This is a genomic window from Streptomyces sp., assembly GCF_035645055.1.
Taxonomy (GTDB): domain Bacteria; phylum Actinomycetota; class Actinomycetes; order Streptomycetales; family Streptomycetaceae; genus Streptomyces.
The window spans coordinates 83,517-105,266 of sequence record NZ_DASQNH010000049.1 but is presented as its reverse complement, the minus strand read 5'-3'; the positions used below and the strand labels follow the sequence as shown (position 1 = coordinate 105,266).

Below are 21,750 nucleotides of genomic sequence, written 5' to 3'. Positions count from 1 at the left end.
CACGCCGCACGGTCGTGGCATGTCACGCGCCCTTGCGGCGAGGTCCCCGGCAGCCGGAGCCACCTGCTTCGAGGCGTCACCTGCCCGCCGTTGCCCTTGAGCGCCCTCATGCCCTCTTCCTCGCCCGCCCACGACCGGACGACGGGCGACACCGACCGTGCGGGGCGGACTGCCCACCGTCCTGTCGATGACCGGCAGCTGCCTGCCTGCCGTCTGGCGCATCGCCGCGCCGCGCCCGGCGGGTGTGACCCGCACCGACCTCGCCTACGGCGGCCCCGCCTACATCGCCGGCTACTGCCCCACCGGCGACACCACCCTCTACGCGTACGTCGTCGAGCCCAACCGCGACCGGGCGTCCGTACCGCCGGAGTCGTACGCGGACGAGATGCGCCGCCTGGCCTCCGCGTACGGCGGTCACTGGCCGGAGATCACCGCGCACATCACGGACCCAGCGCAGGTCAACTACACCCGGTTCGACCGGCTGTTGGTGGAGGGTTCCTGGCACCGCGGCCGGGTCGTCCTGATCGGCGACGCCGCGCACTGCTGCCCGCCCACCCTCGCCCAGGGCGCGGCGCTCTCGCTGGAGGACGCATGGGTGCTCGCCGGGATGCTCTCCGAGGCCGACACCTGGGACGACGCGCTGTTCCAGGCGTACTACGAGCGGCGGATCACCCGCGTCCGCCCGGTCGTGAAGGCGTCGGTGCAACTCGGGCAGTGGCAGCTGGACGGCGCACGGGACGCCGACGTGCCGGGGCTCATGGCCCGCACCATGACGATGCTCCGGGAGCTGCCGTGACGTCTCCCACCGTGGACGTGCACGCCTACGTCCTGCTCCCCGAGGTCGACGCGCTGGTGGCCGGGCTGCCCGGCCATGACGCGGCCCGCGCGCTCGACGCCCGCCGCAACGGCCCCGGCGGCCCTCGCGGTCAACGGGCCCATGGTGCGCGACCGCATTCCCCGGCTGACCGACCCGGCCGCACGGCTGGCCGCGATGGACGCGCAGGGCGTGGACGTCCAGCTGGTCAGCCCCTCCCCCTCGCACTACCACTACTGGGCGGACGAGGAGACGGCCGAGAAGGTGTACCGGCTGGCCAACGAGTCGACGGCCCACGCCACATCCGACAGCTCACCACGACCCACCACAAGATCAACCATCAAACAGAACCCAAGGCTTGTCCCGCGATTCTCTGCGGCCTTCGCGGGTGCTGACGGTGGGCGGTCAGCGCCTCTCCATCAGTGTCGAGTAGGCCCTCTCAAGGCCCTGGGTGTAGCCAGCCCCCAACTCGACGTAGACGTGCCCGCTGGCCGCACAGGCTTCACGCAGGGCAGTGCTTTGATCCCTGACCCACGCGGCGATCTCCCGATAGGTGGTGTCATCGGCTCCGTCGAGCCAGTCCGGGGCGGCCCTCAAGTGTTCGGTGGTCAGCTCCGCGTTCCCAAGGAAGACGCAGCTCAGTGGCGTCCCGAGACCAGCGGCGACGGTGGCCGCCGCCGGCGTGACGATGTCGCCCTCGATCACGTAGCCGTCCAGGGGATCGGAGTCGTCGAGGCTTTCCGCGGCGGCACGGATGAACTCAACGAGGAAGGGCTGCGCCGGTACGGCCTTGTCCGGGTGCGTGCCGTGGCGCACGCCGTGCTGGGGCGCGGCACGCTGCAGCATCGAAACCAGAGCGTCGGTCGGGCATCCCGGGATGCCGTCCCGTTCCAGCAGCATCCACGCGAGGGTGCTCTTGCCCACCCGTGGTGGCCCGCCTATCAGGTAGATCACGTGCAAACCGTATCCCGGGCGGCAGTTCGGGTGATCTCGCGGTGGTGGAGTCGTGACCACACCTCCAGATCGGGCAGGTGAACGTGCCACGGGACGATCACGTCGGGAACACCACGGTGATTGCCGACGGTGGCTACCGGGGCACTGGGCTGGTCATCCCGCCTCGCGCAAGCCGTTCCGCGTCGTGACGGTTCCGCCGGGATCCACCACACCCGGCTCGACGTGCGCCGCCCTGCCCGGGCGGTGGTGCGGCGGGGCATCGCGAGGCCCCCTCCAGTTCGACGATCGTGGCGCCGGCGCGCTGGGCGCCGAAGCGCTCGACCTCGGGGTTGATCGCCTGGTCCGCGGTGGCGACGAGAGCCCACGAGGGCTTGGTGCGCCAGGCGGCCACGGCCGCCTTCTCCTCGAATGCGCCCCCGGCGAGCGGGCGCTGGGAGGCTGTTCTTCGGCACGGGCAGCGGCGACCGCTCCGCGATCATCAATTCCACCGTGGGTCTGGCGAAGGCCGCGCGGGCCTTCGACGTTCCCGTCGTGCTCAGCACCGTGGCGGCCGAGTCCTTCTCCGGCCCGCTCATGCCGCAGCTGGCCGGCGTCTTCCCCGACCAGAAGACCGTCGACCGCACCACGATGAACGCCTGGGAGGACGTGCACTTCGTCGAGGCCGTCAGGGCGACCGGCCGCCGGAAGCTCGTCATCGCCGGCCTGTGGACCGAGGTCTGCGTCGTCCTGCCGGCCCTCTCGGCGCTCGCCCAGGGCTACGAGGGGCATGTCGTCACCGACGCCTCCGGCGGCGTCAGCCCGCAGGCCCACGAGCACGCCGTGCAGCGCATGACGCAGGCCGGCGCGGTACCGGTGACCTGGGTGCAGGTGCTGCTGGAGCTCCAGCGGGACTTGGCGCGCACCGAGACCTACGGGCCCACCACCGAGGTCGTGAAGGAGCACGGCGGCGCCTACGGCCTCGGCATCGTCTACGCCCAGGCCGTGATCGGCGCCCACGCGGCCGGCTGATCCTCGCGCCCGGACAGGAACGTCAGGAACAGGCAGGAGCACGATGGACGTCGGACTGTTGATCCTCCGGCTGGTGGTGGGGCTGCTCATCGCCGGGCACGGGGTCCAGAAGGTGAGCTTCCGGCTCGGCGGCGACGGATGGGCGGGCGGGACCGAGGAGTTCCGCCGGGACGGATTCCGCGGCGGCCGGCTGACCGCGCTCGCCGCGGGAGCCGCCCAGATCGGTTCCGGCCTGTTCCTGGCGGCCGGCCTGCTCACGCCCCTGGCCGCGATGGCCGCCATGGGCGTGATGACGGTCGCCGCCACCGTCAAGTGGGCGAAGGGGCTGTGGGCGCAGAACGACGGCTACGACTACCCCCTCGTCCTGGTCGCCGTCGCCGCGGTGCTGGCGCTCACCGGCCCCGGCCGCTGGTCCGCCGATCACGTGCTCGGGCTGACGCCGTGGCCGCTGTGGGTCTGTGTCGCGGCCCTGGTTCTGGGCCCTGTCAGCGGACTGCTCACCCGGGTGGTGATGCACCGCCCCCCGGCGCCGGAGGGAACGCCTCGGTATGCGCAAGCTGCTGACTGACGCGGCTCGTACGCTGCTGCCGTCGCCGGGAGACCCGCACGGCCCGCTGCCGCCGCTGATGCTCGCGCTGACGGTGGTGACCGGCCTGGTGGACGCGGTGAGCCATCTGGCCCTGGGCCACGTGTTCGTCGCCAACATGACCGGCAACGTGGTCTTCCTCGGTTTCGCCCTGGCGGGCGCCGAGGGCCTGTCCGCCCTCGCGTCCGTCGCCGCGATGGCCGCGTTCCTCGGAGGGGCGCTGGCGGGCGGCCGTTTCGGCACCCGGTTCGCGGCCCACCGGGCGCGGCCGCTGGCCCGCGCCTGCGCGGTGCAGCTGGTGCTGGTCGCGGTGGCCGTCGCGGCGGCGGCCCCAGCGGACGGCGAAGTGACCACCGAGGTCCGATACGTCCTGATCGTGGCCCTCGGGCTCGCGATGGGCCTGCAGAACGCGGTCGCCCGGCGGCTCGGTGTCCCCGACCTGACCACGACCGTCCTGACGCTGACCCTGACGGGGCTGGCCGCGGACTCCGTTCCGGCCGGCGGGGCGGCACCCCGGCCGGGACGGCGGATCCTCTCCGTCCTCGCCATGTTCCTCGGCGCCCTGGGCGGCGCGGTGCTGCTGCGGTACACGGACGTCACCCTCGTCCCGGGTGTGATCGCGCTGCTGCTGGCGGGCGCGTTCCTGGCCGTACGCCGCCACTCGGCCTCCGACGCCCCCTGGACCCGGCTCCCGTCCTGAGGCCGCGGTGCCTGAAACAACGCAAACGGCGGCGCCCGGTGAGGCCGCTCGCCCGCTCTCGGACGCTGCACACGGACGCGACCCCTGGGCGGCCGCAGGCTGCGAAAGCCTTGGCCGTCAGGGGTCGCGTCCGCCTTGTCCCGGCGGGTCGAGCAGGCCGGCAGGTCCCGTCGGAGCGGGCCGCCTGCGCGGGCGGCCCGCTCAGGGACGTGGCGTGACGTTCAGTCCCGGTCGGGGAGCAGGTCGCGGTTGTCCTGCTCCGCCGGTGCGGCTGCCGCCGCCGGGCCGGTGCGGGGCAGGACGGTGAAGACGATGAGGATGCCGACGGCCAGGATGCCGACGATGATGCTCATACCGAGCGCGTACCCGTCGTTCAGGGCCTCCGCGGTGGCGACGTCGCCGGTGCGGTGGTGGGCGATCGTGCCCAGAGCGGCCAGTCCGAGAGAACAGCCGATCTGGCGGGTGGCGTTGAGCAGGCCGGAGGCGCTGCCCGCCTCGTGGGGCGCGACTCCGACGGTGGCGAGCGAGACGGCCGGCGCGAGACCGAGTCCGATGCCGACGCTGGTGACGATCGACGGGCCCAGGACGTCGACGGCGAAGGAGCCGTCGGCGCTGATCTGGGAGAGCCAGAGGAAGCCGAGCGCGGTCACCGTGCCGCCGACGATCAGCAGGGTGCGGGCCGGGAACCGGTAGCCGAGCTTGACGGCGAGTACGGAGCCGATGACCACGCCGAACGCGAACGGCAGGAACTGGAGGCCGGCCTCGGCCGGACCGCTGCCGAGCACTCGCTGGAGGTAGAGGGAGACGAAGTAGAAGGCCGAGGCCGTGGCACCGCCGAGGAGGAACGTCCAGGCGTTCGCGCCGGCGACCGAGCGGTTGGTGAACAGGCCGAGCCGGATCATCGGGTCGCGGGTGGTCCTGCGCTCGACCAGGACGAACGCGACGAGCAGTGCCACGGCGATCGCCAGGGTCGTCACGGTGGTCGACGAGGTCCACGCGTGCTGGTCGGTGCGGACGATGCCGAACACCAGGAGGGTCATTCCGGCCGTGGCCAGGACGGCACCCAGCACGTCCGGTGCGCCGCGGCGCGCGGCGATTCGGTCGGCGGCGACTCCGCGCCAGGCCAGGGCCAATGCGAGGGCGACGATCGGGGCGTTGACGAACATCACCCACTCCCAGCCCGCGTACTCGGTGAGCAGGCCGCCGATCAGCACGCCCAGGGCGCCACCGGCGGCGTTCATCGCGCTCCACACGCCGAAGGCCTTCACGCGCTCCTTGCCGCCGGGGAAGGTCGAGGCCAGCAGCGCCAGCGCGGCCGGCGCCAGTGCCGCTGCTCCCACGCCCTGCACGGCACGGGCGGCCACCAGCTGACCGGGGTCCTGCGCGAAGCCGCCGAGCAGGGAGGCGAGACCGAACAGGGGAAGCCCGATCATGAGCATCCGCCGCTGCCCGTACCGGTCGGCGATCTTGCCGCCCAGGAGGAGTAACCCGCCGAAGGTGAGCGCGTAGGCGTGGATCACCCAGGTCAGCCCGACCTCACTGAAGCCGAGTCCTGCGCCGATCTCCGGGAGTGCGACGTTCACGACCGACAGGTCCAGCGACACCATGAACTGCACGACAGCCACCGCGGCAAGCGTGAGCCCCGGGTTGGCTCCCCGGCCGACGGTCGTTGCCCCGCTTGCTGATTCCGTGTTTGTCACCGCAAACCAGTCCTCTGCGTCCTTCTCGTGCCAGTAGATTTTTCGAACACGTTCTGAAATTATCACCGGAAGAGCCCGCTGTCGAGACGGAGACGGAACTCATCCGGTTTCGGCCGGGCCCGAGCAGAAGGGCATGATGGGACGATGTCCCGAACCAACGCACCGCACGGCCGCGTCGGCCGGCCGCCCGTGACGTCCCGCACACAGATCCTGAACGCAGCCCGCAGGCTCATCGACCGGGACGGCTGGGAGAAGCTGACCATCCGCCGGCTGGCCGCCGAGATCGGCATCGGGGCGACCACCCTGTACCACCACGTACAGGACAAGGAGGATCTGCTGTTCCTGCTGATCCAGGAATACGCCGATCAGATCCCGCACCCGGCCCTGCCCAGCGAGCCGCGGGACCGCATCATCGTGGCCATAACCGCCGTCCACGATGCCCTCGCGGCCTGGCCGTGGGCCGCGGAGGTGCTGACGGCCGACGGTTTCCTCGTCCGGCTCGGCGACTCGGCCCTGCGGCTGGTCGAGACGATCGTGTCCGGGGCCATCGACCACGGATGCACGCCGGAACAGGCCGTGTACGTCGTCCGCAGCCTCTGGTACTACACGGTCGGCGAGATCCTCGTCCGCGCGCACTCCGCTCACCGGGCGGACGACGAGCAGTTCGACGGCCAGGCCCTGGGCAGCATCCTCGACGCGTCCCTGGTGCCCCGCCTCGCCTCCCTCAGCGGCCAGTGGTCCACGCTGTCCTCACGTGACGACTACCCGCGGGCCCTCCCGGCCTTCGTCGACGGACTGCTCGCCCAGGCCACGGCCGGCACGCCGCAGCGCCAGGACGGCTGATCCGGCGCGCGGGCCGTCGATCGGCGGCCGGTCGGCCACTCGCGCGCCCGGCGCGCGCCTTACGTCACCGGGCGACCGCGCATCGTCCGCGCCCGAGCGGCGCGGGCCAGGACGACAGAAGGCCCCCGTGTGGGGCGGGCACGGATGCCCACCCCACCGGAGGCCTTCGCCCACGGTCAGGCCCGGTCAGCGCCGACCGGGCCCGTGCTCACCCCCTAGCGCGCGGCCAGGCCGGCCGACGCGGCGTGCGCCAGGTCGGTGAGCAGGTCGGCCAGCACCGCGGGGAAGTGGTGCCGGATGTAGAAGTGGTCACCCGGATACTCGTGCAGCGTGAAGGCCTCCGGACTGACCGCCCACTCCTGCCAGCCCGCCATGTCCTTCGGATCGGCCAGGGGGTCCTCGTCGCCGGCGAACGCGGCGATCGGGCAGCGCAGCCGCACGGGCTTCTGGATCCCGAGCCCCGTGTAGAGACGGGCGTCCGCGCGGATCAGGGCGTTGAAGGACTCGAGCATGCCGCGATCCTGCTTGACCTGCTCCGGGATCGCCGCCCCGCCGCCGTTCCTGAGGTAGGCGGTGACGGGGTCGGCGATCAGCCGCTCCGCCGTGCCGGTCCAGTACGGGTGGTCCGGCGCCGAGACCCCGGAGACACCCAGCAGCGCGGGACCGCGGTTGGCCCGCTCCAGGGCCCGGGTGAGCTCGAAGGCGTAGCGGGCGCCACCGGAGTGCCCGATCAGGGCCGTGGGACGGCTCTCGCAGAGTCCGGCGATCTCGTGCGCGGTCTGCCGCACCAGGCGCCGCAGGTCGGTGATGGGCAGCTCCGCGGCGCGGGCTTCGCGTCCCGGCGGCTGGACGGCGAGTACCTCGACGCCGTCGGCACCGGCCCACGACTGGTAGAAGCCGGGACCACCGCCGGGGTGCGGCAGAGCGATCACGCAAAGCGGCGCGTCCGGTGCCGGTGCGATGGGGACGATCCAGTCGGTCATGCCTGCTGCTCCTTCGCGGAACGGACTCCGGCGGCGGCCACCGCACGGCCGGCCAGATCCCGGATGCCCTGGCTGGAGAGGATCTCCAGGGTGGGGATGTCGAGGTCGAACTCACGCCGCATGGTGACTCCCAGCTCCGTGGCCAGAATCGAGTCCAGCCCGAGGCGGTTCAGGGGCACGGACGGTGAGAGGCGCTCCGGGTCGGTGCGCATGATGGTCGCGATCAGCCCGGTGATCGCCTCGGTGGCCAGGTCCTGCGCCTCGGACTCATCACTGTTCTGCAGCTGCTCGCGCAGGCTCGCGGCCCGGTCCTGCCCACCGGACGCGTGGGTGATGACGTCGGAGAACCGCGCGGCCACGGTGGCCGGGAACATCACGCCGGCCCGCTCCCAGTCGACGCGTGCGATCACCGCGCTGTGCGGGGCGTCGCCGGCCAGGAGCCGCCCCATGCAGTCGAGGGCCTCGGCGGGGGGCATCGGCTCCAGGCCGAGCGACCGGGTGGATTCGGTGAGACCGTAACGCTCGAGCGCGCCGGTTCCGCCGATGGTTCCCCAGGCGACGGCGAGAGCCGGCTCGCCGCGGTCACGGCGCTGTCGGGCCAGGGTCTCCAGGGCCAGGTTGGCGGCGCAGTACGAGGCCTGCAACCGGTTTCCGAACAGGGCGGAGATGGACGAGTACATGACGAAGTGGTCCAGTTCGCAGTCCCTCGTCAGCTCGTCCAGGTGCTGCGCGCCGACGATCTTCGGGGCGAGGACCCCTTCGTAGCCGTCCCGGGTCTGCTCCTCCAGGGGGTAGTCGAAGTAGGTGGTCGCGCAGTGGAACACGCCCCGGAGCCCGCGCGGCGCGATACCGCGGGCCGCGGAGACGACCTTCTCCATCGCGGCCCGGTCGGTCACATCGGCCGTCATGACCGTGATGTTCGCCCGGTCCGGCTGCTCGGCGGGCATGCGGCGGCCGGTGACGATGACGTGCCCGGCGCCGTGGTCGACGAGCCAGCGCGCGGTGGCGGCACCGAAGCCGGCGGTCCCGCCCGTGACGAGGTAGGCGCCTTCCGGGTCGAATGCCGCCCGGCGGGCCGGCGCGGGGATGTCGGTGGTGTCGATGACGAGCTTGCCGATGTGCTCGGACCGCTTCAGCTGGTTGAACGCGTCGTCGAGGCCGGCCGCCGGGTAGACGGTGTGCGGCAGCGGCTCGATCCGGCCCTCGTGCGCCAGCCGGGCGACATCGCTGAGGACTTCCCCGGCACGCTCCGGCCGCCGCTCGATGAGCTGGGCCAGGTCGACGGCGAAGTAGGACAGCGTGTTCAGGAACGGGCGGAGCCGCAGACCGGCGTCACCGTACAGGTCCCGCTTGCCCAGCTCCACGAAACGCCCGTCGGGAGCCAGCAGTTCCAGGCAGGAGGCCATGGCCGGCCCGGTCAGCGAGTTGAGCACGAGGTCGACGCCACGCCCGTCGGTCAGGTCGCGCACCTGGGCGGCGAACTGGCCTCGTGAGTCCAGCGCGTACTCGGCTCCGCGGTCCAGCAGGAGCTGCCGCTTCTCGGGGGTGCTGGCCAGACCGATGACCTTGACCCCGGCCAGGCGGGCCAGGTTCAGCGCGGCCAGGCCGACGCCGCCGGCGCCACCGGGGAGAAGCAGGGTCTCACCGGCCGACATTCCGGCCAGGACGTTGAGGCTGTAGTGGGCGGTGGCGTAGACCAGGGGCATGGTCACGGCCTGCTGGAAGTCCATGCCGTCGGGAATCGGGACGGTGACCGCCGCGCCGGCCTTCACATGACTGGCCAGTGAGCCGGGAGCGATGGCCATCACCGACTGGCCCTCGTGCAGGCCGGTGACACCGGGGCCGGTCTTGACGATCACGCCCGCGCATTCCTGCCCGATCAGCGGGCCGGCGTTGACTCCCGCGCGCCAGTCGGCCTGGGCGGGCTCGATGGGCATCAGCCCGGTGGCCAGCATCACGTCCTTGTAGTTCAGCGCCGCGGCCTTGACCTCGATGACGACCTCGCCCGGGCCCGGTTCGGGCATCGGTACCTCGGCCGGCTCGAACTCCGGTGTCAGCGCGATCGTGCTGACCTGGAGAGCGGTCGCCCGGTCCGCCGCCCGGTCGCGCGTTCCGGCGGCGGACTCCGGCAGGGCGCCGATGCGCAGCACGCGCACCTCGTCCGCGCGGACGGTGAACTCGTCCTCCCGGCCGGTGTCGGCCTTGAGCACCTCGGTGACGCGCCCGGCCAGTGCCGGACTGAGCGAGGGCTCGACAGCCAGCCTGCGGACGGCGATGCCGGGCACCTCGTTGCCGATCGTCCGTGCCGTGCCCCACGCCGAGGACGCGGCGATGCTGCCCGCCCCGTCCGAGCCGGGCTGCGCCGCGGCACCGCACGGGCCGGTGACGAGCCACAGCGTCAGCCGCGCGTCCGGGCTCTCGGCGATCCGCCGCTGCCAGGCGAGCGTCAGGTCGCGCAGGATCTGCCCGGCGTCCACCGCCGCCGTGACCGGGTCGTCGTCCCCGTCGGAGAGCACCAGCGCCACGGTCGCGGAGTCCGACGCGCCGGCCGGCTGGACCGCGTCCGCCCACGCCGCGCGCTCGCCGGGAGCGACGACGACGGGGGCCGCGGCATCGAGGGTGCCGGCCAGTCGCTGCGCGAACTCCAGGCCGTCACGGTCCGCCAGCACCGTCCACGCCGGGGTGCTCACGGCCTCCACGGGCTGCGACGCGGCCTGCTCGTCCGCGATCGCCGCCTCTTCGGAGGTGACGGTCCACACGCCGAGCGGCGGCAGCGGACGGCCCTCGATCAGGCGGGCCCGCATGTCCTTCATGGTGATGGCGACCGTGCCGTCCGGCGCTGCCAGCGACACGTCCCAGACGACTTCCCGGCCGGCCTCGGAACGCAGGACGACGTGCACGACTCCGTGCTCGGGCGGCTGGTTCCACACGGTGACCGAGCCGAACTCGACGGGCATGAACAGCGAGGAGCCGTCGCGGATCGACGAGAGCAGCGGGCCGCCCGCGTGGACCACGACGTCGAGCAGTACGGGGTGGGCGGCGTACCGGCCGGCGGCTCCGGACTCCGCGGCGACGGCGTCCGACATCCGGTACTCGCCGATGAGTTCGCCGGGGCCACCCGCGCCGTCGCGGTGGAACCGCACCTCCGTCAGCGCGCGGAAGTCAGGACCGTAGACGGTGCCCGCGCGGTCGCTCATCGCGTAGAACTCTTCTCCGCTCATCGTCTCGTCGAGACGTGCGCGGATGGCCTCGATGTCGAGCGGCTGGGGAGCGGGGTCGGTCACGGCGCGCACCCGGCCACGGGCATGCTGCTGCCACGGCTGGGGCTGTCCTCCGACCGGGCACCGCTGTGAGGCGATGGTGACCACGTCGCCCGACACGGCGGTGCTGATGTGCATCTGCACCGGGTCGCCGGGCGCGGGCATGGTCAGGCCTGATGTCACGGCCAGGCTCGTCACCTGGACCGCCTGGTCGCGGATGGCCGCGGGCGCGGCGGACAGGGCCATCTCGGCGAAGGCCGCGCCGGGCATCACGATGGAGCCCGCCACCTGGTGCCCGCTCAGCCAGGGCACGCGCGACAGCTCGACCGTTCCCTCCCACTGCGGGTCCGGGACAGGAACCCGCTGTCCCAGCAGCGGGTGCACCAGCTTGCCGTCACCCGGGCCATGTCCCCACCAGGACGGCTCGCCGACCCACAGCCGTTCCCGCTGCCACGGGTAGGCGGGCAGGTCCGCGACACGGCCGGGCACGTCGAACCACGTCCGCGTGTCGACCGCTCCGCCGGCCGCCAGCACCGCGGCGGCGTTCGCGTCGAGATCGGGCTTCTGCTCGCGCCGCAGCGTCGAGGTCGCGGCGAAGGAGGGGGTCTCGGGCGACTGCGCAATCCGGCGCAGGTAGGTGGAGAGGACCGGGTGCGGGCCGATCTCGACGAGGACCCCGGCGCCCGCGGCGGCCATCGCCTCGACCGCCTCCGCGAACCTGACGGGTTCGCGGATGTTGCGCCACCAGTACTCCGCGTCCAGCGTCCGGCCGTCCGACACGGCCGTGCCCGTCACCGTCGAGAACATGGGAAGCCGCGGTTCGCCGGTCACCAGCTCACCGAGCTCGTCGAAGATCTTGCCCCGGATCGGGTCCATCTTCGCGCTGTGGAAGGCGTAGTCGAGCGGCAGCATGCGGAAGAACACGCCGCGATCGGCGAGGATCTTGCCGATCCCCTCCAGCGCGTCGCGGTCACCGGAGAGGGTCACGTCGGTGGGCGAGTTGACCGCGCTCACCTCCACGTCGGCCCCGTGCGCGGCGATCAGCTCGGCCGCCTCCGCCGGGCTGATGGCGGCGGCGGCCATCATGCCGGTGCCTGCGGTCAGGCCCTGCGCGGCGCTGCGGACGGCCACGACCTGGCAGGCCGCCTCCATGTCGAGGATGCCCGCGGCGTAGGCGGCGGCGATCTCGCCGACACTGTGCCCGGTCACCATCGACGGGGTGATCCCCCGCTCGCGCAGCGACGCCACCAGCCCCACCTGGACGGCGAACAGCAGCGGCTGGGCGACCTCCGTGCGTGCCAGGTCGTACTCCCCGCCGACCAGCGCTTCGGCCACCGACCAGCCGAGCAGCGGGGACAGGAACGCGTCGGCCTCCTGGACCGCGGCGGTGAACGCGGCGTCGGACTCGGCCCCCATCAGCGCCGATCCCATGCCGGCCCACTGCGAGCCGTTGCCGGCGAACACGAACCCGACCGGCGCCCCGGCCGCCACGGCCGCCTCCTGCTGAGCCGCGGCCTCGGGCACGGTCCCGGCGGAGAGGGTGTACAGGCTCTGCGCGGCACCCGCCGCGTCGTCGGCGATCACCACGGCGGTGTGCTCATGGCGCTGCCGCCGGCGCACCGAGGTGTACGCGGCGTCGTAGAAGCGGCCGGGGTTGTCCTCCAGGTACTCGGCCATCGCCCACGCGGCCTCCTTCAGCGCCTCGGGGGTCTGGGCCGAGACCAGCACCGGCATCCGCCGGTCCGCCTGCGGCTCCTCCGCGACGGGCTCCACCGTCGGCTCGGTCAGCACGACGTGCGCGTTCGCACCACCGATGCCAAAGGAGTTGACACCCGCCACCGCACGTCCGGCGCCGCGGCGGACCGGGATCTCCTTGTCCGTCGGGAGCAGCCCCAGCCCGTCGAAGTCGATCTCGGGGTTGAGCGGATGACCGTGCAGCGACGGGGGGATCCGCCCGGTGTCGAGGACGAGCAGGGCCTTGAGCAGGCCTGCCATTCCGGACGCGCACTCCAGGTGCCCGACGTTGGTCTTCACCGAGCCGATGGGGAGCGGGCGGTCCGCCGGCCTGTGCTTGCCGAGCGCGGCGCCGATGGCGGAGCACTCCACCGGGTCGCCGACCGGTGTGCCCGTTCCGTGGCACTCGAGGTAGACGACGTCGTCGGCGTCGATGCCCGCTTCCGTGTACACCTCCTCCAGGAGCGCCTGCTGGGTGATGGGCGACGGCTGGCTCATCACGCTCACCGACTGGCCGTCCGTGTTGGTTCCGGACCCGGCGATGACCGCCAGCACGCGGTCCCCGTCCGCGATCGCGTCCTCGAGCCGCTTGAGCAGGACGACGCCGCCGCCCTCACCGCGCACGAAGCCGTCCGCGTCCGCGGAGAACGCGTGGCAGCGGCCCGTCGGCGACAGCAGCGACGCCTTGGCGAAGCCCAGATAGTCGTGGGGGTTCAGCAGCAGGCCGATACCGCCGGCCACGGCCGCCCGCACCTCACCGGACGCCACCGCCTGAGCGGCCTGATGCACGGCGACCAGCGCCGAGGAGCACGCGGTGTCGATGGAGTGCGACGGGCCGCGCCAGTCCAGCAGGAAGGAAAGCCGGTTGGCCGCGTTGGCGGTGATGGTGCCCAGCATCGAGTGGGCGTCCACCGCCTCCGGCCGCGCGGAGACCAGCTCCCAGTAGCCTCGTGTCGAGACGCCCACGTAGACGCCGGCGTCCAGGCCCTTGACGGTGGCGGGGTCGATACCGGCGTGGTCGAACGCCTCGACCGTCATCTCCATGAGCAGCCGCTGCTGCGGGTCCATCTGTGCCGCCTCGCGCGGCGATATCCCGAAGTACCCGGGGTCGAAGCCGGTGAAGTCCTCGAGGAATCCGCCCGCGTTGGTGTAACTCAGGCCCGGGCGGCCCGGACGGGGCTGGCTGGGATCGGTCCACAACGCCTGATCGAACCGATCCGGCGGGACCTCGGTGACCAGGTCACGGCCGGCGAAGAGCGCCCGGCCCAGCTGATCGAGGTTGTTGATGCCACCGGGCAGCCGGCAGCCCACTCCCACGATCGCCGCGCAATTCCCGAGTCCGTCCTTCAACAGGTCAGCACCCACAAGCTTTTCCTTCCTAGATTCTGATACGCACTCGGCGCACCGGTCATCGCCGTATCGCCACGGCGATCGAAAGATCTGCGTCGGAGCGAACCCACACGGGCACCGGCACGCCGCGGTAGGACGCGGTCAACGCGCCCTGGGACCGGCTGAGCTCGATCCGCCAGAAGAGGAATTCCTTCAGCCCGCCGGTGCCGTACAGCGCCTTGAACGCTGCCTCCTTGGCGGCGAACAACTCACGCGCGGTGTACTCACCGGCGGGCGGGAGAAGCGTGCTCCGTTCCCGTCCGCGCAGAATGAAGGCGGCCACGCGAGGACTTATCTCGGCGTCTTCGATGTCGATGCCCACCGCGGTGGCACCGGGGGCCACCACCGCCACCGCCAGCCGAGCGGTGTGGGCGATGGAACCGGCGAAGCCGCGCGGGAAGCACGGCCGGCCGTCGGAATGCCGGGGCACCGCCCGTTCCGCCGCACCGGCCGCGGCCAGCGCCGCCGCGGCCGCCCGACGGCCCGCCGTGAACTCCTCGCGCGGTCCGTACGGCGGTCGCACCGCGCACCACTCGATCCACACACCGGTCGCGGCTCCGGCGGGGATGTCCAGCCCGAAAGCCACTCGGTGTCCTTCAGCTACCGAGCGCCACGACGTGATCGGCCAGCGACTCGATCGAACGCAGCACCTCGGGCCGGACGTCGTCGTCCCATTCGAACCCGAACTCGTCCTCCATCGCCACCAGCAGACCGACCAGGGCGTTGGAGGACATCCCCGCCTGGCGAAGCGACTCGGTGTCCGACACGGTGGCGGCGAAACGCTCGCCGCCGTGCAGGTCCACGATCAGTGCCCGGATCCGCTGCCTCACTTCCCCTGCCGTATCAGGCACGCGACTCCACTTCGTTGATGAACTTGCGAACCATCGCCTGGAAACCCTGCGGGTCGTCGATGAAGGGGATGTGGCCGGCCTTCGGGATGATCTCGTAGCTGCCGTTCGGGAAGGACTCGGCCAGTTCCCTGGTGCCCGTCGGGCCGATCAGGAAGTCGTCGTCCCCGGTGACGATCAGCGTCGGCGCCTCGATACCGGACAGCATCTCGGGCTTGTGCTGATCCTTCGACGCGGCGGTGAGACCGTTGGTCATCTCCTCGACGCTGGCCAGCGCGGTGAAGCTCTCCCGGAAGCCCAGGAAACCGGGCACACCGATCGCCTCGTTCATCTCTGCGCTGAACACCATCGGGTACACGAGCTCGTAGAAGCCGTCGAGCCCTTGGGTCTCCAGCGCCCGCAGCCACGCCCGCTGCACCTGCCGCTGGCGCCGCATGCCCCGGGGACCGAAGACGGGGCCCGCCAGCACCAGTCCCTTGACGCGGTCGGGGTGCTTGCGCGCCATCTCCCGGGCGAACACGGTCGAGGTCGACAGACCGACCAGATACGTCGACTCGATCTCCAGCGCGTCGAGCAGCGCGACGAGGTCCTCCGCGTGCTCGTCCCAGGTCGGTTCCTTCTCGACCCTGGAGGAGTGACCGTGGTTGCACAGGTCGTAGCTCAGGAGGCGGAAGTCCTGCTCCAGGTCCTCGGTGAACACCCGCCATGCCGGGACGGGCAGGAAGAAGGTGTTGAGAAGTGTGATGTCAGGGCCTTCACCGCGGGACTCGTAGTAGAGCTCGACACCCTCCCGGACCGGAATACGCGGCGTGTCCTCGTTGTACGTCAGATCCATCCGGGCCAGTTCTTCGTAACCTGCCATCTACTTCTCTCGCTTCCCTGAATCGACAACTTCTGCGCCCGGCAGGACGCGGGCGAATTCGGCGACGACGTCGGCCGCCGAGAGTTCGGCGGAGATCGCGTCGCAGGACAGGCCGCAGTACATCGCCATCTCCTCGATCCGGCCGCTGGTCGCGTCGGTCGGCACCGCCGAACTGAAGCGCGGCACCAGGTAGGGCCGCCCCTCGACCACGGTCCGGCCGATGAACTTCTTGGGCTGGCCCGGGTCCCGGGTCGCGGACGTGGAGAGCACCCGGTGCCGTCGGCCCGGCCACCCGATCTCGTACACGTCGGTGATCACCGTGTCGGACCCGCCGGCGGCGGTCACCGCCGCCTTGAAACGGGAGTGGGCGCGTGACTCCCGCGCGACGACGAAGGCGGTGCCGAGCAGCACCCCGTCGGCTCCGGCGGCCAGTGCCCGGCCCGCCTCCTCCGGCGAACCGATGCCCCCCGAGGCGACCAGGCAGGCGTCGGGCAGCCGTTCGCGCAGCGCGGCGACCAGCTCGTCGCGCTGGGACTCGCCGAGCAGGTGGCCACCGGCCTCGATGCCCTGTGCCACCACCACGGCGCCGAGCCCGGCGGCGCGCACACCGTCCTCCACGGTGCCGACCTGGATCACGAGTTTCCGGCCGGCGGCCGTGACGCGCTCGCACACCGCGTCGCTGGGCATGCCGAACAGCGACACGTGGACGTGCGGCGGCGTCTCGTCGAGCACCTGCCCCACCTGACGATCCAGTTCCTGCGGACCGACCACCTCCGGAATGAGGTTCACCCCGACAGGCCGGTCGGTGCCCTTGGCCACTCTCTCGAGCATGGCCGACAGCGCGGCGTCGACCAGCTTGTAGCCGCCGGCGCAGCCTGCCGCGCCGGCATTCGACACCGCGCACGCCAGCTCCGCCCCCGCGACACCGCCCATGCCCGACTGCAGCAGACTCACGTCCAGTCCGAGCACCCCTGCCACCGTGGAACGCATCAGTTCAGGCTCTCCACCGCGGACGCCGCGGCGTCGGTGCCGCCGAAGCGTTCGGTCAGGGTGTGCACCCAGCGCTCCAGGCCGAAGGCGAGGCAGCTGGTGTGGGCCGTGGCATCGCCGGCCTGTATCTCGCACCGCTCGCCGAAGAAGTTCCGGTGGTAGTTGATGGAGCCGATCGCCAGGCCGTTGACGACGAACTCCTCCTTCACCGGGAACAGTTTCTGCATCTTCGCCTTGCTGCTGTTCTTGTCGAAGAACGGGTCGGTGGCGACCTCGATGCGCAGGTCCAGTCCGAGTTCGGCGCACAGGGCGATCACCGCGTGCTTGGCGCGGACCAGGTGTTCCTTCGCCTGCTCCTCCGGTCCGACGCAGACGATCTCCCGCATGGAGAAGCCGAGCAGCCGCTGCAAGCCGTCGTAGTGGCTCTCGTTGCGGAAGCAGGTGCCGAGCAGGGTCCGTGTGACCCCTTCGGCGGGCAGCGTCGAACCGGCCAGGTCGACATAGAGCGCGTAGCACGCCGCCGAGGGCAGCGCGAAACCGCTCGGCTGCATGACCTCGGTCGGGATCTGGTCCACCGGGCGGGACGCCTCGGTCAGCATCGCGCCCACGCGTTCCGGGTCGAGCCGGGCGGCGGCGAGGCCCAGGTGCGGGAAGTTGTCGTAGTAGTCGAACTTGTCGAGGTCCCGGCTCCGCATCAGGAAGGGGAAGCGGAACTCCGGGGCCTTCCAGTCGTCGGCGAAGCGCCGGAACACGGTGTCGATGCCTCGCAGCAGACGCAGTTGGCCGCCGTCCAGAACGCTCAAGCCGTTGTCGGTCACTGTGGTCATCGTGTCGCTTCCCGCTTGAAGAATCGTGCTTCGATCGCGTTGAGGGTGCGGAAGTCGTCCAGGTCCACGTCTTCCGGATCGATCGGCTCGCCGGTCAGTTCCTCGAGCAGGAACAGGAACTCGACGAAGGCCAGCGAGTTGATGGCCCGGCTGTCGATCAGATCCAGGTCGTCGGACACCTGGCCGAGACTGGGGTTGCGGCCCAGGATGAACTCACGGACCGCCTGCATCTGATCGGTCATTTGATGAGGTCCCTACCGACGCCGGACTTGGTCAGGAACTTCCTCGTCCGCTTCAGCACCTGGTCGTGTGCCTCCACCCGGGCGGGATGCGCCAGCGCCTTCCGCCGCAGTGCCAGCGCGTCCGGGATGCCCGCGTCGCGGTAGGCGGCCGGGTTGTAGAGGGTGCCGATGCTGTACTGGAGGTAGTTCTCGAGGTACTCGGCGACCACGGGCACCTCGGCCGGGTCGCGCTTGGCCACCTGGGCCAGCAGGTTGGTGAAGATCATCCGGCCGAACGCGACGTGCCGGCTCTCGTCCTGGTGGTGCACCCGGTTGATCTCGCGCGCGATGTGCGGCAGCGACTGGTCCGTCGCCATGTGAGCGTTGTAGTAGTCGACGATCTCCTCGAAGATCAGGATGCGCGCGAACACGATCAGCTCGCGGGCCACCGGCGAGAGGTGGTCCACCGAGTCGGCCTTCAGCGTCGGCTGCGCCGGGTACAGCTTGCCGCCGTAGCGCAGACAGAACTGCGCGAAGAACCACATGTGCTCGTTCTCCTCACCGATGAAGTGGTGAAGGAACTCGGAGACGTCCGCGTAGGGCCGCTCGTGGATGCGCATCACGACTTCGCTCATCAGCTCGCGGATGCCGTGGATGTTGAGGCTGAAGAAGTTGATCGCCTCGTAGCGGGTCAGCGCGATCTGCTGCTCGCGCGTCAGCTCGTCCCACATCGGCGTCCCGGCCAGCGTGGTCAGGCTCTCGCTCATCCAGGGCATGTCGGGCTCGATGGCGTCGGGCCAGTCGAACATCGTGTACGGGTTGTAGTAGCCGGACTCGGCCAGCTGCTCCAGCCGGTCCAGTTCCAGCACAATCGGCTCGATTTCACGTACTGCCATGCTCATTCGTCCTTCCGAACGGCTTGTTTCGAGAATTCAGCTCAACGCACCGAGCGAATATCTGCGCGCACCTGCACCGGTAGTCGTGAACCGCATTCGTGAGAACCGAAGGACGCGTTACCGGAAGCGGTGGACGGAATCACCTTGTTGTAGATCGACCCGAGGCACAGCTCCTGGAAATCGCGGGTGTTCGAGTTCAGCCGCGCGGCCAGCTGCGCCTTGGCGATGTCGACGGTCCGCAGCGCACCGTCGTCGTCCTCGACCTCCACGCACGCGTGCGGCAGATCCAGCGCACCGCCGAGCACGCCGCAGAACCAGCCCCGCTTCGCCTCGGCCCGGTACCCGGCGGCGCGGAACCGCTCGGCCAGGAACAGGCTGGCCGCGATGCAGCTCGTCGCGCCCAGCTCGTGCACCAGCTGGTAGTCGGCCTGCATGGCGACGGGGATCATCTGCCAGCGATAGCCGGCGTCGAGGTAGTCGTGCGTCAGCCGCCGCAGCTCGGTGGAGACCAGCGGGGTGCGCGCCCCCGTCGTGGTGATCGTCGCCGCGTACTCGGCCGTCCCCGAGCCCGGCTCCGGCGCCGCCCCGCCCACGAGCCGCCCCCCGAACCGGGTGACCTCGGGGGCCTCGAAACGCCACGGTGCTTCGCCCTCGCACTCGGTGCACTCCAACTGGACCCGGAAGTCCCAGGTCTTCTCGCGCAGCAGGTCGTCAACAGGCCGGCCGGCGAAGCGGAACAGCATGCGGAACGCGAGTTCCGGCTGTGTGTTGCCCTTGTTGGAATACATGCCGAGGTTGTAGAGATCGTTCGTGTCGAAATAGCGCACGCCGCCCCGGCGTTCGAACGGAAGACCCGCCTCGACAAGTCTGTCGATCTCCGCCGATTCACAGCGCAGCATCTCCTGCGCAACGGACTCCGGCTGAGTCTTGCTGGAGTACTCGTCGGGAATGAATTCGATAGAACTCGCCACTTTCTCCCAAGGAGTTTCCGAGGATACAGCTTGGCTCGACACAGCCCATCCCTCCAGGCATAACGACCGCGCCGACGACTCGGCCCCCGCCGCCTCCGGACATCACGAAACTGCCGCAGATGCCCACAGCGATCGATCCGGTTACATTGCGAACATTCCCGCCAGTTTCCTGCGCGAATCTGCCGGAACGGTTTCGACGGTACCAGCCGCCGATCGTCTCGCGACAGGTTATTTCCACATGCGCAGCTATGCGTTTCACATATAAGGACTGGAAAAATCAATGCCCCGCGGGCCGGGGGTCCGGGGCCGCTGGCCCGGGCCCCGACAAGGGCACAGACCCCCCGATCAACGGGTGACATGCAAACGCGACCTCTGTTCGGACCAAGGGTTCCCGGAATCGGAACCTTCTGATCAACAGAGATCGCGTTCGCTGTGCCCGAGGCGGGCGAGCCGGGCCTCGGGGCTGCCCCGCTATGAGTTCCTCATGGCACCGACCAGGACACGTGAGAATTACTCGGCCGACGATGAAGATCTCACCATTGCGATGTGCTTACCCCGGTGGTACATCTTGTTCCACGCCCGGCGGGTAAGGATCCGCCATTCACCGCCGTGCGCTCAGATCCACTGCGCGTCCCGGGCGATGCGCAGAGCGTCGATTCGGTTACGTGCCCCCAGCTTGGTGACCATGGATGAGAGGTAGTTGCGCACAGTCCCCTCGGAGAGGTGCAACCGCGCCGCGATCTCGACCACCGTGTCGCCCCGGGAGGCGTGCTCCAGCACGGTGAACTCCCGCAAGGTCAGCGGGGAGTCATTGTTGACCAGCGCGGCGACCGTCAGCTCCGCGTCGAATACCCGCTCGCCCTGGTGCACTCGGACGATGGACTCGAAGAACTGACGCGGAGGCACGCTCCGTTCCACCAGGCCGCCGATTCCGGCGGCAAAGGCCCGACGGACGACCGATCGGGTGAAGGCCTTGCTGAGCAGCATGCTGCGACAGCCCGGAAGGCTCGCCACCTTCTCGGCGACTTCGAGCGCATCACTGTCCGCGCCTTCGAAGCTGAAGATCACCACGTCGGGGCTGTGCAACTCGGCGAACCCCAGCGCGTCGAGATTGCTCTCCACCGACGCGGCGACCCGGATCTCCTCGTGCTGCCCGAGCAATGCACTGAGTGCAAAACGGGACAGGTGCAGGTCGTCGGACACCACTACATCGATTCCCACTCGATCCCCCATTGTAGTCCCTCGACCGTCGCCCTGTCGGGCGACATAAAACGTGCTCGAGAGTGTTGTTGTGCGTGTACCGCAGGAATTTCCAACCCCTGACGCGTATCCCTCCGATCGCCATCCCGGCCACAACGGCCCCCGACCGCGAAGACCCCGATCGAACACAGACCTCACCACGAGGACCCGGATCACCATGGCTCCGTTCAGTGGCTCCGACCGCACATCGGAGTCCCCACGGCTCCGCCGCCCCGGCCGGCGAGAGGATCCCCGGATCGGGGCCGCGACCCCCGCGGCCCCACCCCCCGCGGCCCCACCCGCTGCCGGCCCCCACCCGCCGCCGGCGTCGCCCGCAGCGTGCTCTCACGACCGCCCGGGCATACCGCCCTTCGCGACGCCGCACAGCAGCGGACCCGGCCGAAGTCAACCGGATCGCGCTCGTCGCGCCGGGCTGGATGCCGGTGCCCAAGGTGCCGGTGTCCGCCGCCCGGGAGGCCTGGTGCCGGCCGGCGCGTCAGCCGGGCTGACGACGCCCTGGGTCGGTCCCGGCGGGCCGAAACGATTCGCCGGTCGGCGCCGACGATCCCCGTCCCGGGATCGAGGCGGGCGCACGGTGCGCCGTGAACGGAACTGCGCCGGAGGGTTCGACGCGATTCTCGTACGTCTCTGGTGCGAGCATGTACGGCCCCCCTTGGGCTTACTGAGGTTCGATCGGTGCGCTCGGAGGTCGTCCGGCGCAGGCGTCGTCATTCTGGGACAGTCCGGCTGGGCGAAGTATGGATGCCGTCTGTATGGACCGCCGCCGCCCTCCGGACCGGTCCCCCTCCGCCCCGCCGAGCCCGCACGGTAGCTCGGGGTACTGCGCGGGGTCACGGCGCCTTGACGCGGAGTGAGAGTACCGGATGCACTCGCCGAGGGGTGTGGGGACCTGCCGCGACCGCGA

General features: G+C 70.8%; 16 protein-coding genes and 5 pseudogenes. 7 read left to right on the top strand and 14 right to left on the bottom strand.

The features are described from left to right. Nucleotides 1–208: 208 nt before the first annotated feature. Nucleotides 209–796: pseudogene (locus VE614_RS16380) on the top strand (FAD-dependent monooxygenase); the annotation flags it as partial. Then, nucleotides 793–1,109 (top strand): annotated as a pseudogene (locus VE614_RS16375) (amidohydrolase); the annotation flags it as partial. The pseudogenes VE614_RS16380 and VE614_RS16375, both read left to right, overlap by 4 nt. 110 nt (nt 1,110–1,219) lie before the next feature. Here VE614_RS16375 and VE614_RS16370 read toward each other — a convergent pair. Next, nucleotides 1,220–1,768 carry a hypothetical protein gene (locus tag VE614_RS16370; protein ID WP_324937111.1) on the bottom strand — a complete coding sequence of 183 codons (549 nt, stop codon included), beginning with the start codon at nt 1,766–1,768 and terminating at the stop codon, nt 1,220–1,222. A 95-nt stretch (nt 1,769–1,863) separates the two neighbouring features. Between VE614_RS16370 and VE614_RS33770 the strand changes: the two are divergent. After that, nucleotides 1,864–1,944: pseudogene (locus tag VE614_RS33770) on the top strand (IS5/IS1182 family transposase); the annotation flags it as partial. A gap of 62 nt (nt 1,945–2,006) precedes the next feature. Here the strand turns inward: VE614_RS33770 and VE614_RS16365 are convergent. Beyond that, nucleotides 2,007–2,207 (bottom strand): annotated as a pseudogene (locus tag VE614_RS16365) (alpha/beta hydrolase); the annotation flags it as partial. Here VE614_RS16365 and VE614_RS16360 point away from each other — a divergent pair. The 3 genes and pseudogenes from VE614_RS16360 to VE614_RS16350 all read left to right on the top strand — a co-directional run. Continuing rightward, nucleotides 2,204–2,776: pseudogene (locus VE614_RS16360) on the top strand (hydrolase); the annotation flags it as partial. The pseudogenes VE614_RS16365 and VE614_RS16360 overlap by 4 nt on opposite strands. 43 nt (nt 2,777–2,819) lie before the next feature. Continuing rightward, nucleotides 2,820–3,344 (top strand): DoxX family protein, encoded by a 525-nt coding sequence (locus tag VE614_RS16355; RefSeq protein WP_324937107.1) that lies wholly within the window; start codon nt 2,820–2,822, stop codon nt 3,342–3,344. Continuing rightward, nucleotides 3,325–4,062: a YoaK family protein gene (locus VE614_RS16350; RefSeq protein WP_324937105.1), complete on the top strand. Its 738-nt coding sequence runs from the start codon at nt 3,325–3,327 to the stop codon at nt 4,060–4,062. Before VE614_RS16355 ends, VE614_RS16350 begins: the two co-directional genes overlap by 20 nt. A 221-nt stretch (nt 4,063–4,283) precedes the next feature. Here the strand turns inward: VE614_RS16350 and VE614_RS16345 are convergent, their stop codons facing one another. Beyond that, nucleotides 4,284–5,687, bottom strand: coding sequence for an MFS transporter (locus VE614_RS16345; protein ID WP_324937103.1), 1,404 nt, complete (start codon nt 5,685–5,687; stop codon nt 4,284–4,286). Nucleotides 5,688–5,906: 219 nt separating this feature from the next. Between VE614_RS16345 and VE614_RS16340 the strand changes: the two genes are divergently transcribed. Further along, on the top strand, nt 5,907–6,605 hold the full coding sequence (locus VE614_RS16340) for a TetR/AcrR family transcriptional regulator (protein ID WP_324937101.1): 699 nt from the start codon (nt 5,907–5,909) through the stop codon (nt 6,603–6,605). A gap of 215 nt (nt 6,606–6,820) precedes the next feature. On the opposite strand, the gene VE614_RS16335 is transcribed toward VE614_RS16340, so the two are convergent. The 11 genes from VE614_RS16335 to VE614_RS16285 form a co-directional block, all read right to left on the bottom strand. After that, nucleotides 6,821–7,588: a thioesterase II family protein gene (locus VE614_RS16335; RefSeq protein WP_324937098.1), complete on the bottom strand. Its 768-nt coding sequence runs from the start codon at nt 7,586–7,588 to the stop codon at nt 6,821–6,823. Then, a complete protein-coding gene (locus VE614_RS16330; protein WP_324937096.1) occupies nt 7,585–13,947 on the bottom strand; it encodes an SDR family NAD(P)-dependent oxidoreductase in 6,363 nt (2,120 codons plus the stop codon). Before VE614_RS16330 ends, VE614_RS16335 begins: the two co-directional genes overlap by 4 nt. Before the next feature lie 43 nt (nt 13,948–13,990). Beyond that, nucleotides 13,991–14,557, bottom strand: a complete 567-nt coding sequence (locus tag VE614_RS16325) for a 4'-phosphopantetheinyl transferase superfamily protein (RefSeq protein ID WP_324937094.1) — start codon at nt 14,555–14,557, stop codon at nt 13,991–13,993. A 10-nt stretch (nt 14,558–14,567) separates the two neighbouring features. Then, complete coding sequence (locus VE614_RS16320; RefSeq protein WP_324937092.1) at nt 14,568–14,801, bottom strand: phosphopantetheine-binding protein; 234 nt, start codon at nt 14,799–14,801, stop codon at nt 14,568–14,570. Nucleotides 14,802–14,814: 13 nt separating this feature from the next. After that, nucleotides 14,815–15,681 (bottom strand): alpha/beta fold hydrolase, encoded by an 867-nt coding sequence (locus tag VE614_RS16315; RefSeq protein ID WP_324937090.1) that lies wholly within the window; start codon nt 15,679–15,681, stop codon nt 14,815–14,817. After that, nucleotides 15,682–16,671: a nitronate monooxygenase gene (locus tag VE614_RS16310; protein ID WP_324937088.1), complete on the bottom strand. Its 990-nt coding sequence runs from the start codon at nt 16,669–16,671 to the stop codon at nt 15,682–15,684. It abuts the gene before it with no gap. After that, the gene (locus tag VE614_RS16305; protein WP_324937086.1) at nt 16,671–17,498 is read right to left on the bottom strand and encodes a hypothetical protein; all 828 of its coding nucleotides are present in this window, start codon (nt 17,496–17,498) and stop codon (nt 16,671–16,673) included. Before VE614_RS16305 ends, VE614_RS16310 begins: the two co-directional genes overlap by 1 nt. After that, nucleotides 17,495–17,740 carry an acyl carrier protein gene (locus VE614_RS16300; RefSeq protein ID WP_324937084.1) on the bottom strand — a complete coding sequence of 82 codons (246 nt, stop codon included), beginning with the start codon at nt 17,738–17,740 and terminating at the stop codon, nt 17,495–17,497. Before VE614_RS16300 ends, VE614_RS16305 begins: the two co-directional genes overlap by 4 nt. After that, nucleotides 17,737–18,615, bottom strand: a complete 879-nt coding sequence (locus tag VE614_RS16295; protein WP_324937083.1) for a diiron oxygenase — start codon at nt 18,613–18,615, stop codon at nt 17,737–17,739. The genes VE614_RS16300 and VE614_RS16295 overlap by 4 nt, the downstream gene beginning before the upstream one ends. A 41-nt stretch (nt 18,616–18,656) precedes the next feature. Next, entirely contained in the window at nt 18,657–19,586 is a 930-nt protein-coding gene (locus VE614_RS16290) for a hypothetical protein (RefSeq protein WP_324937081.1), read from the bottom strand. 615 nt (nt 19,587–20,201) lie between these two features. Continuing rightward, a complete protein-coding gene (locus tag VE614_RS16285; protein ID WP_324937079.1) occupies nt 20,202–20,789 on the bottom strand; it encodes a response regulator transcription factor in 588 nt (195 codons plus the stop codon). Nucleotides 20,790–21,750: the final 961 nt, after the last annotated feature.

Coding starts and splice junctions, on each gene's coding strand:
- VE614_RS16355 (WP_324937107.1), top strand. CDS start 2,820: ATGGACGTCGGACTGTTGATCCTCCGGCTGGTGGTGGGGCTGCTCATC.
- VE614_RS16350 (WP_324937105.1), top strand. CDS start 3,325: ATGCGCAAGCTGCTGACTGACGCGGCTCGTACGCTGCTGCCGTCGCCG.
- VE614_RS16340 (WP_324937101.1), top strand. CDS start 5,907: ATGTCCCGAACCAACGCACCGCACGGCCGCGTCGGCCGGCCGCCCGTG.
- VE614_RS16335 (WP_324937098.1), bottom strand. CDS start 7,588: ATGACCGACTGGATCGTCCCCATCGCACCGGCACCGGACGCGCCGCTT.
- VE614_RS16315 (WP_324937090.1), bottom strand. CDS start 15,681: ATGGCAGGTTACGAAGAACTGGCCCGGATGGATCTGACGTACAACGAG.
- VE614_RS16310 (WP_324937088.1), bottom strand. CDS start 16,671: ATGCGTTCCACGGTGGCAGGGGTGCTCGGACTGGACGTGAGTCTGCTG.
- VE614_RS16305 (WP_324937086.1), bottom strand. CDS start 17,498: ATGACCACAGTGACCGACAACGGCTTGAGCGTTCTGGACGGCGGCCAA.
- VE614_RS16300 (WP_324937084.1), bottom strand. CDS start 17,740: ATGACCGATCAGATGCAGGCGGTCCGTGAGTTCATCCTGGGCCGCAAC.
- VE614_RS16295 (WP_324937083.1), bottom strand. CDS start 18,615: ATGGCAGTACGTGAAATCGAGCCGATTGTGCTGGAACTGGACCGGCTG.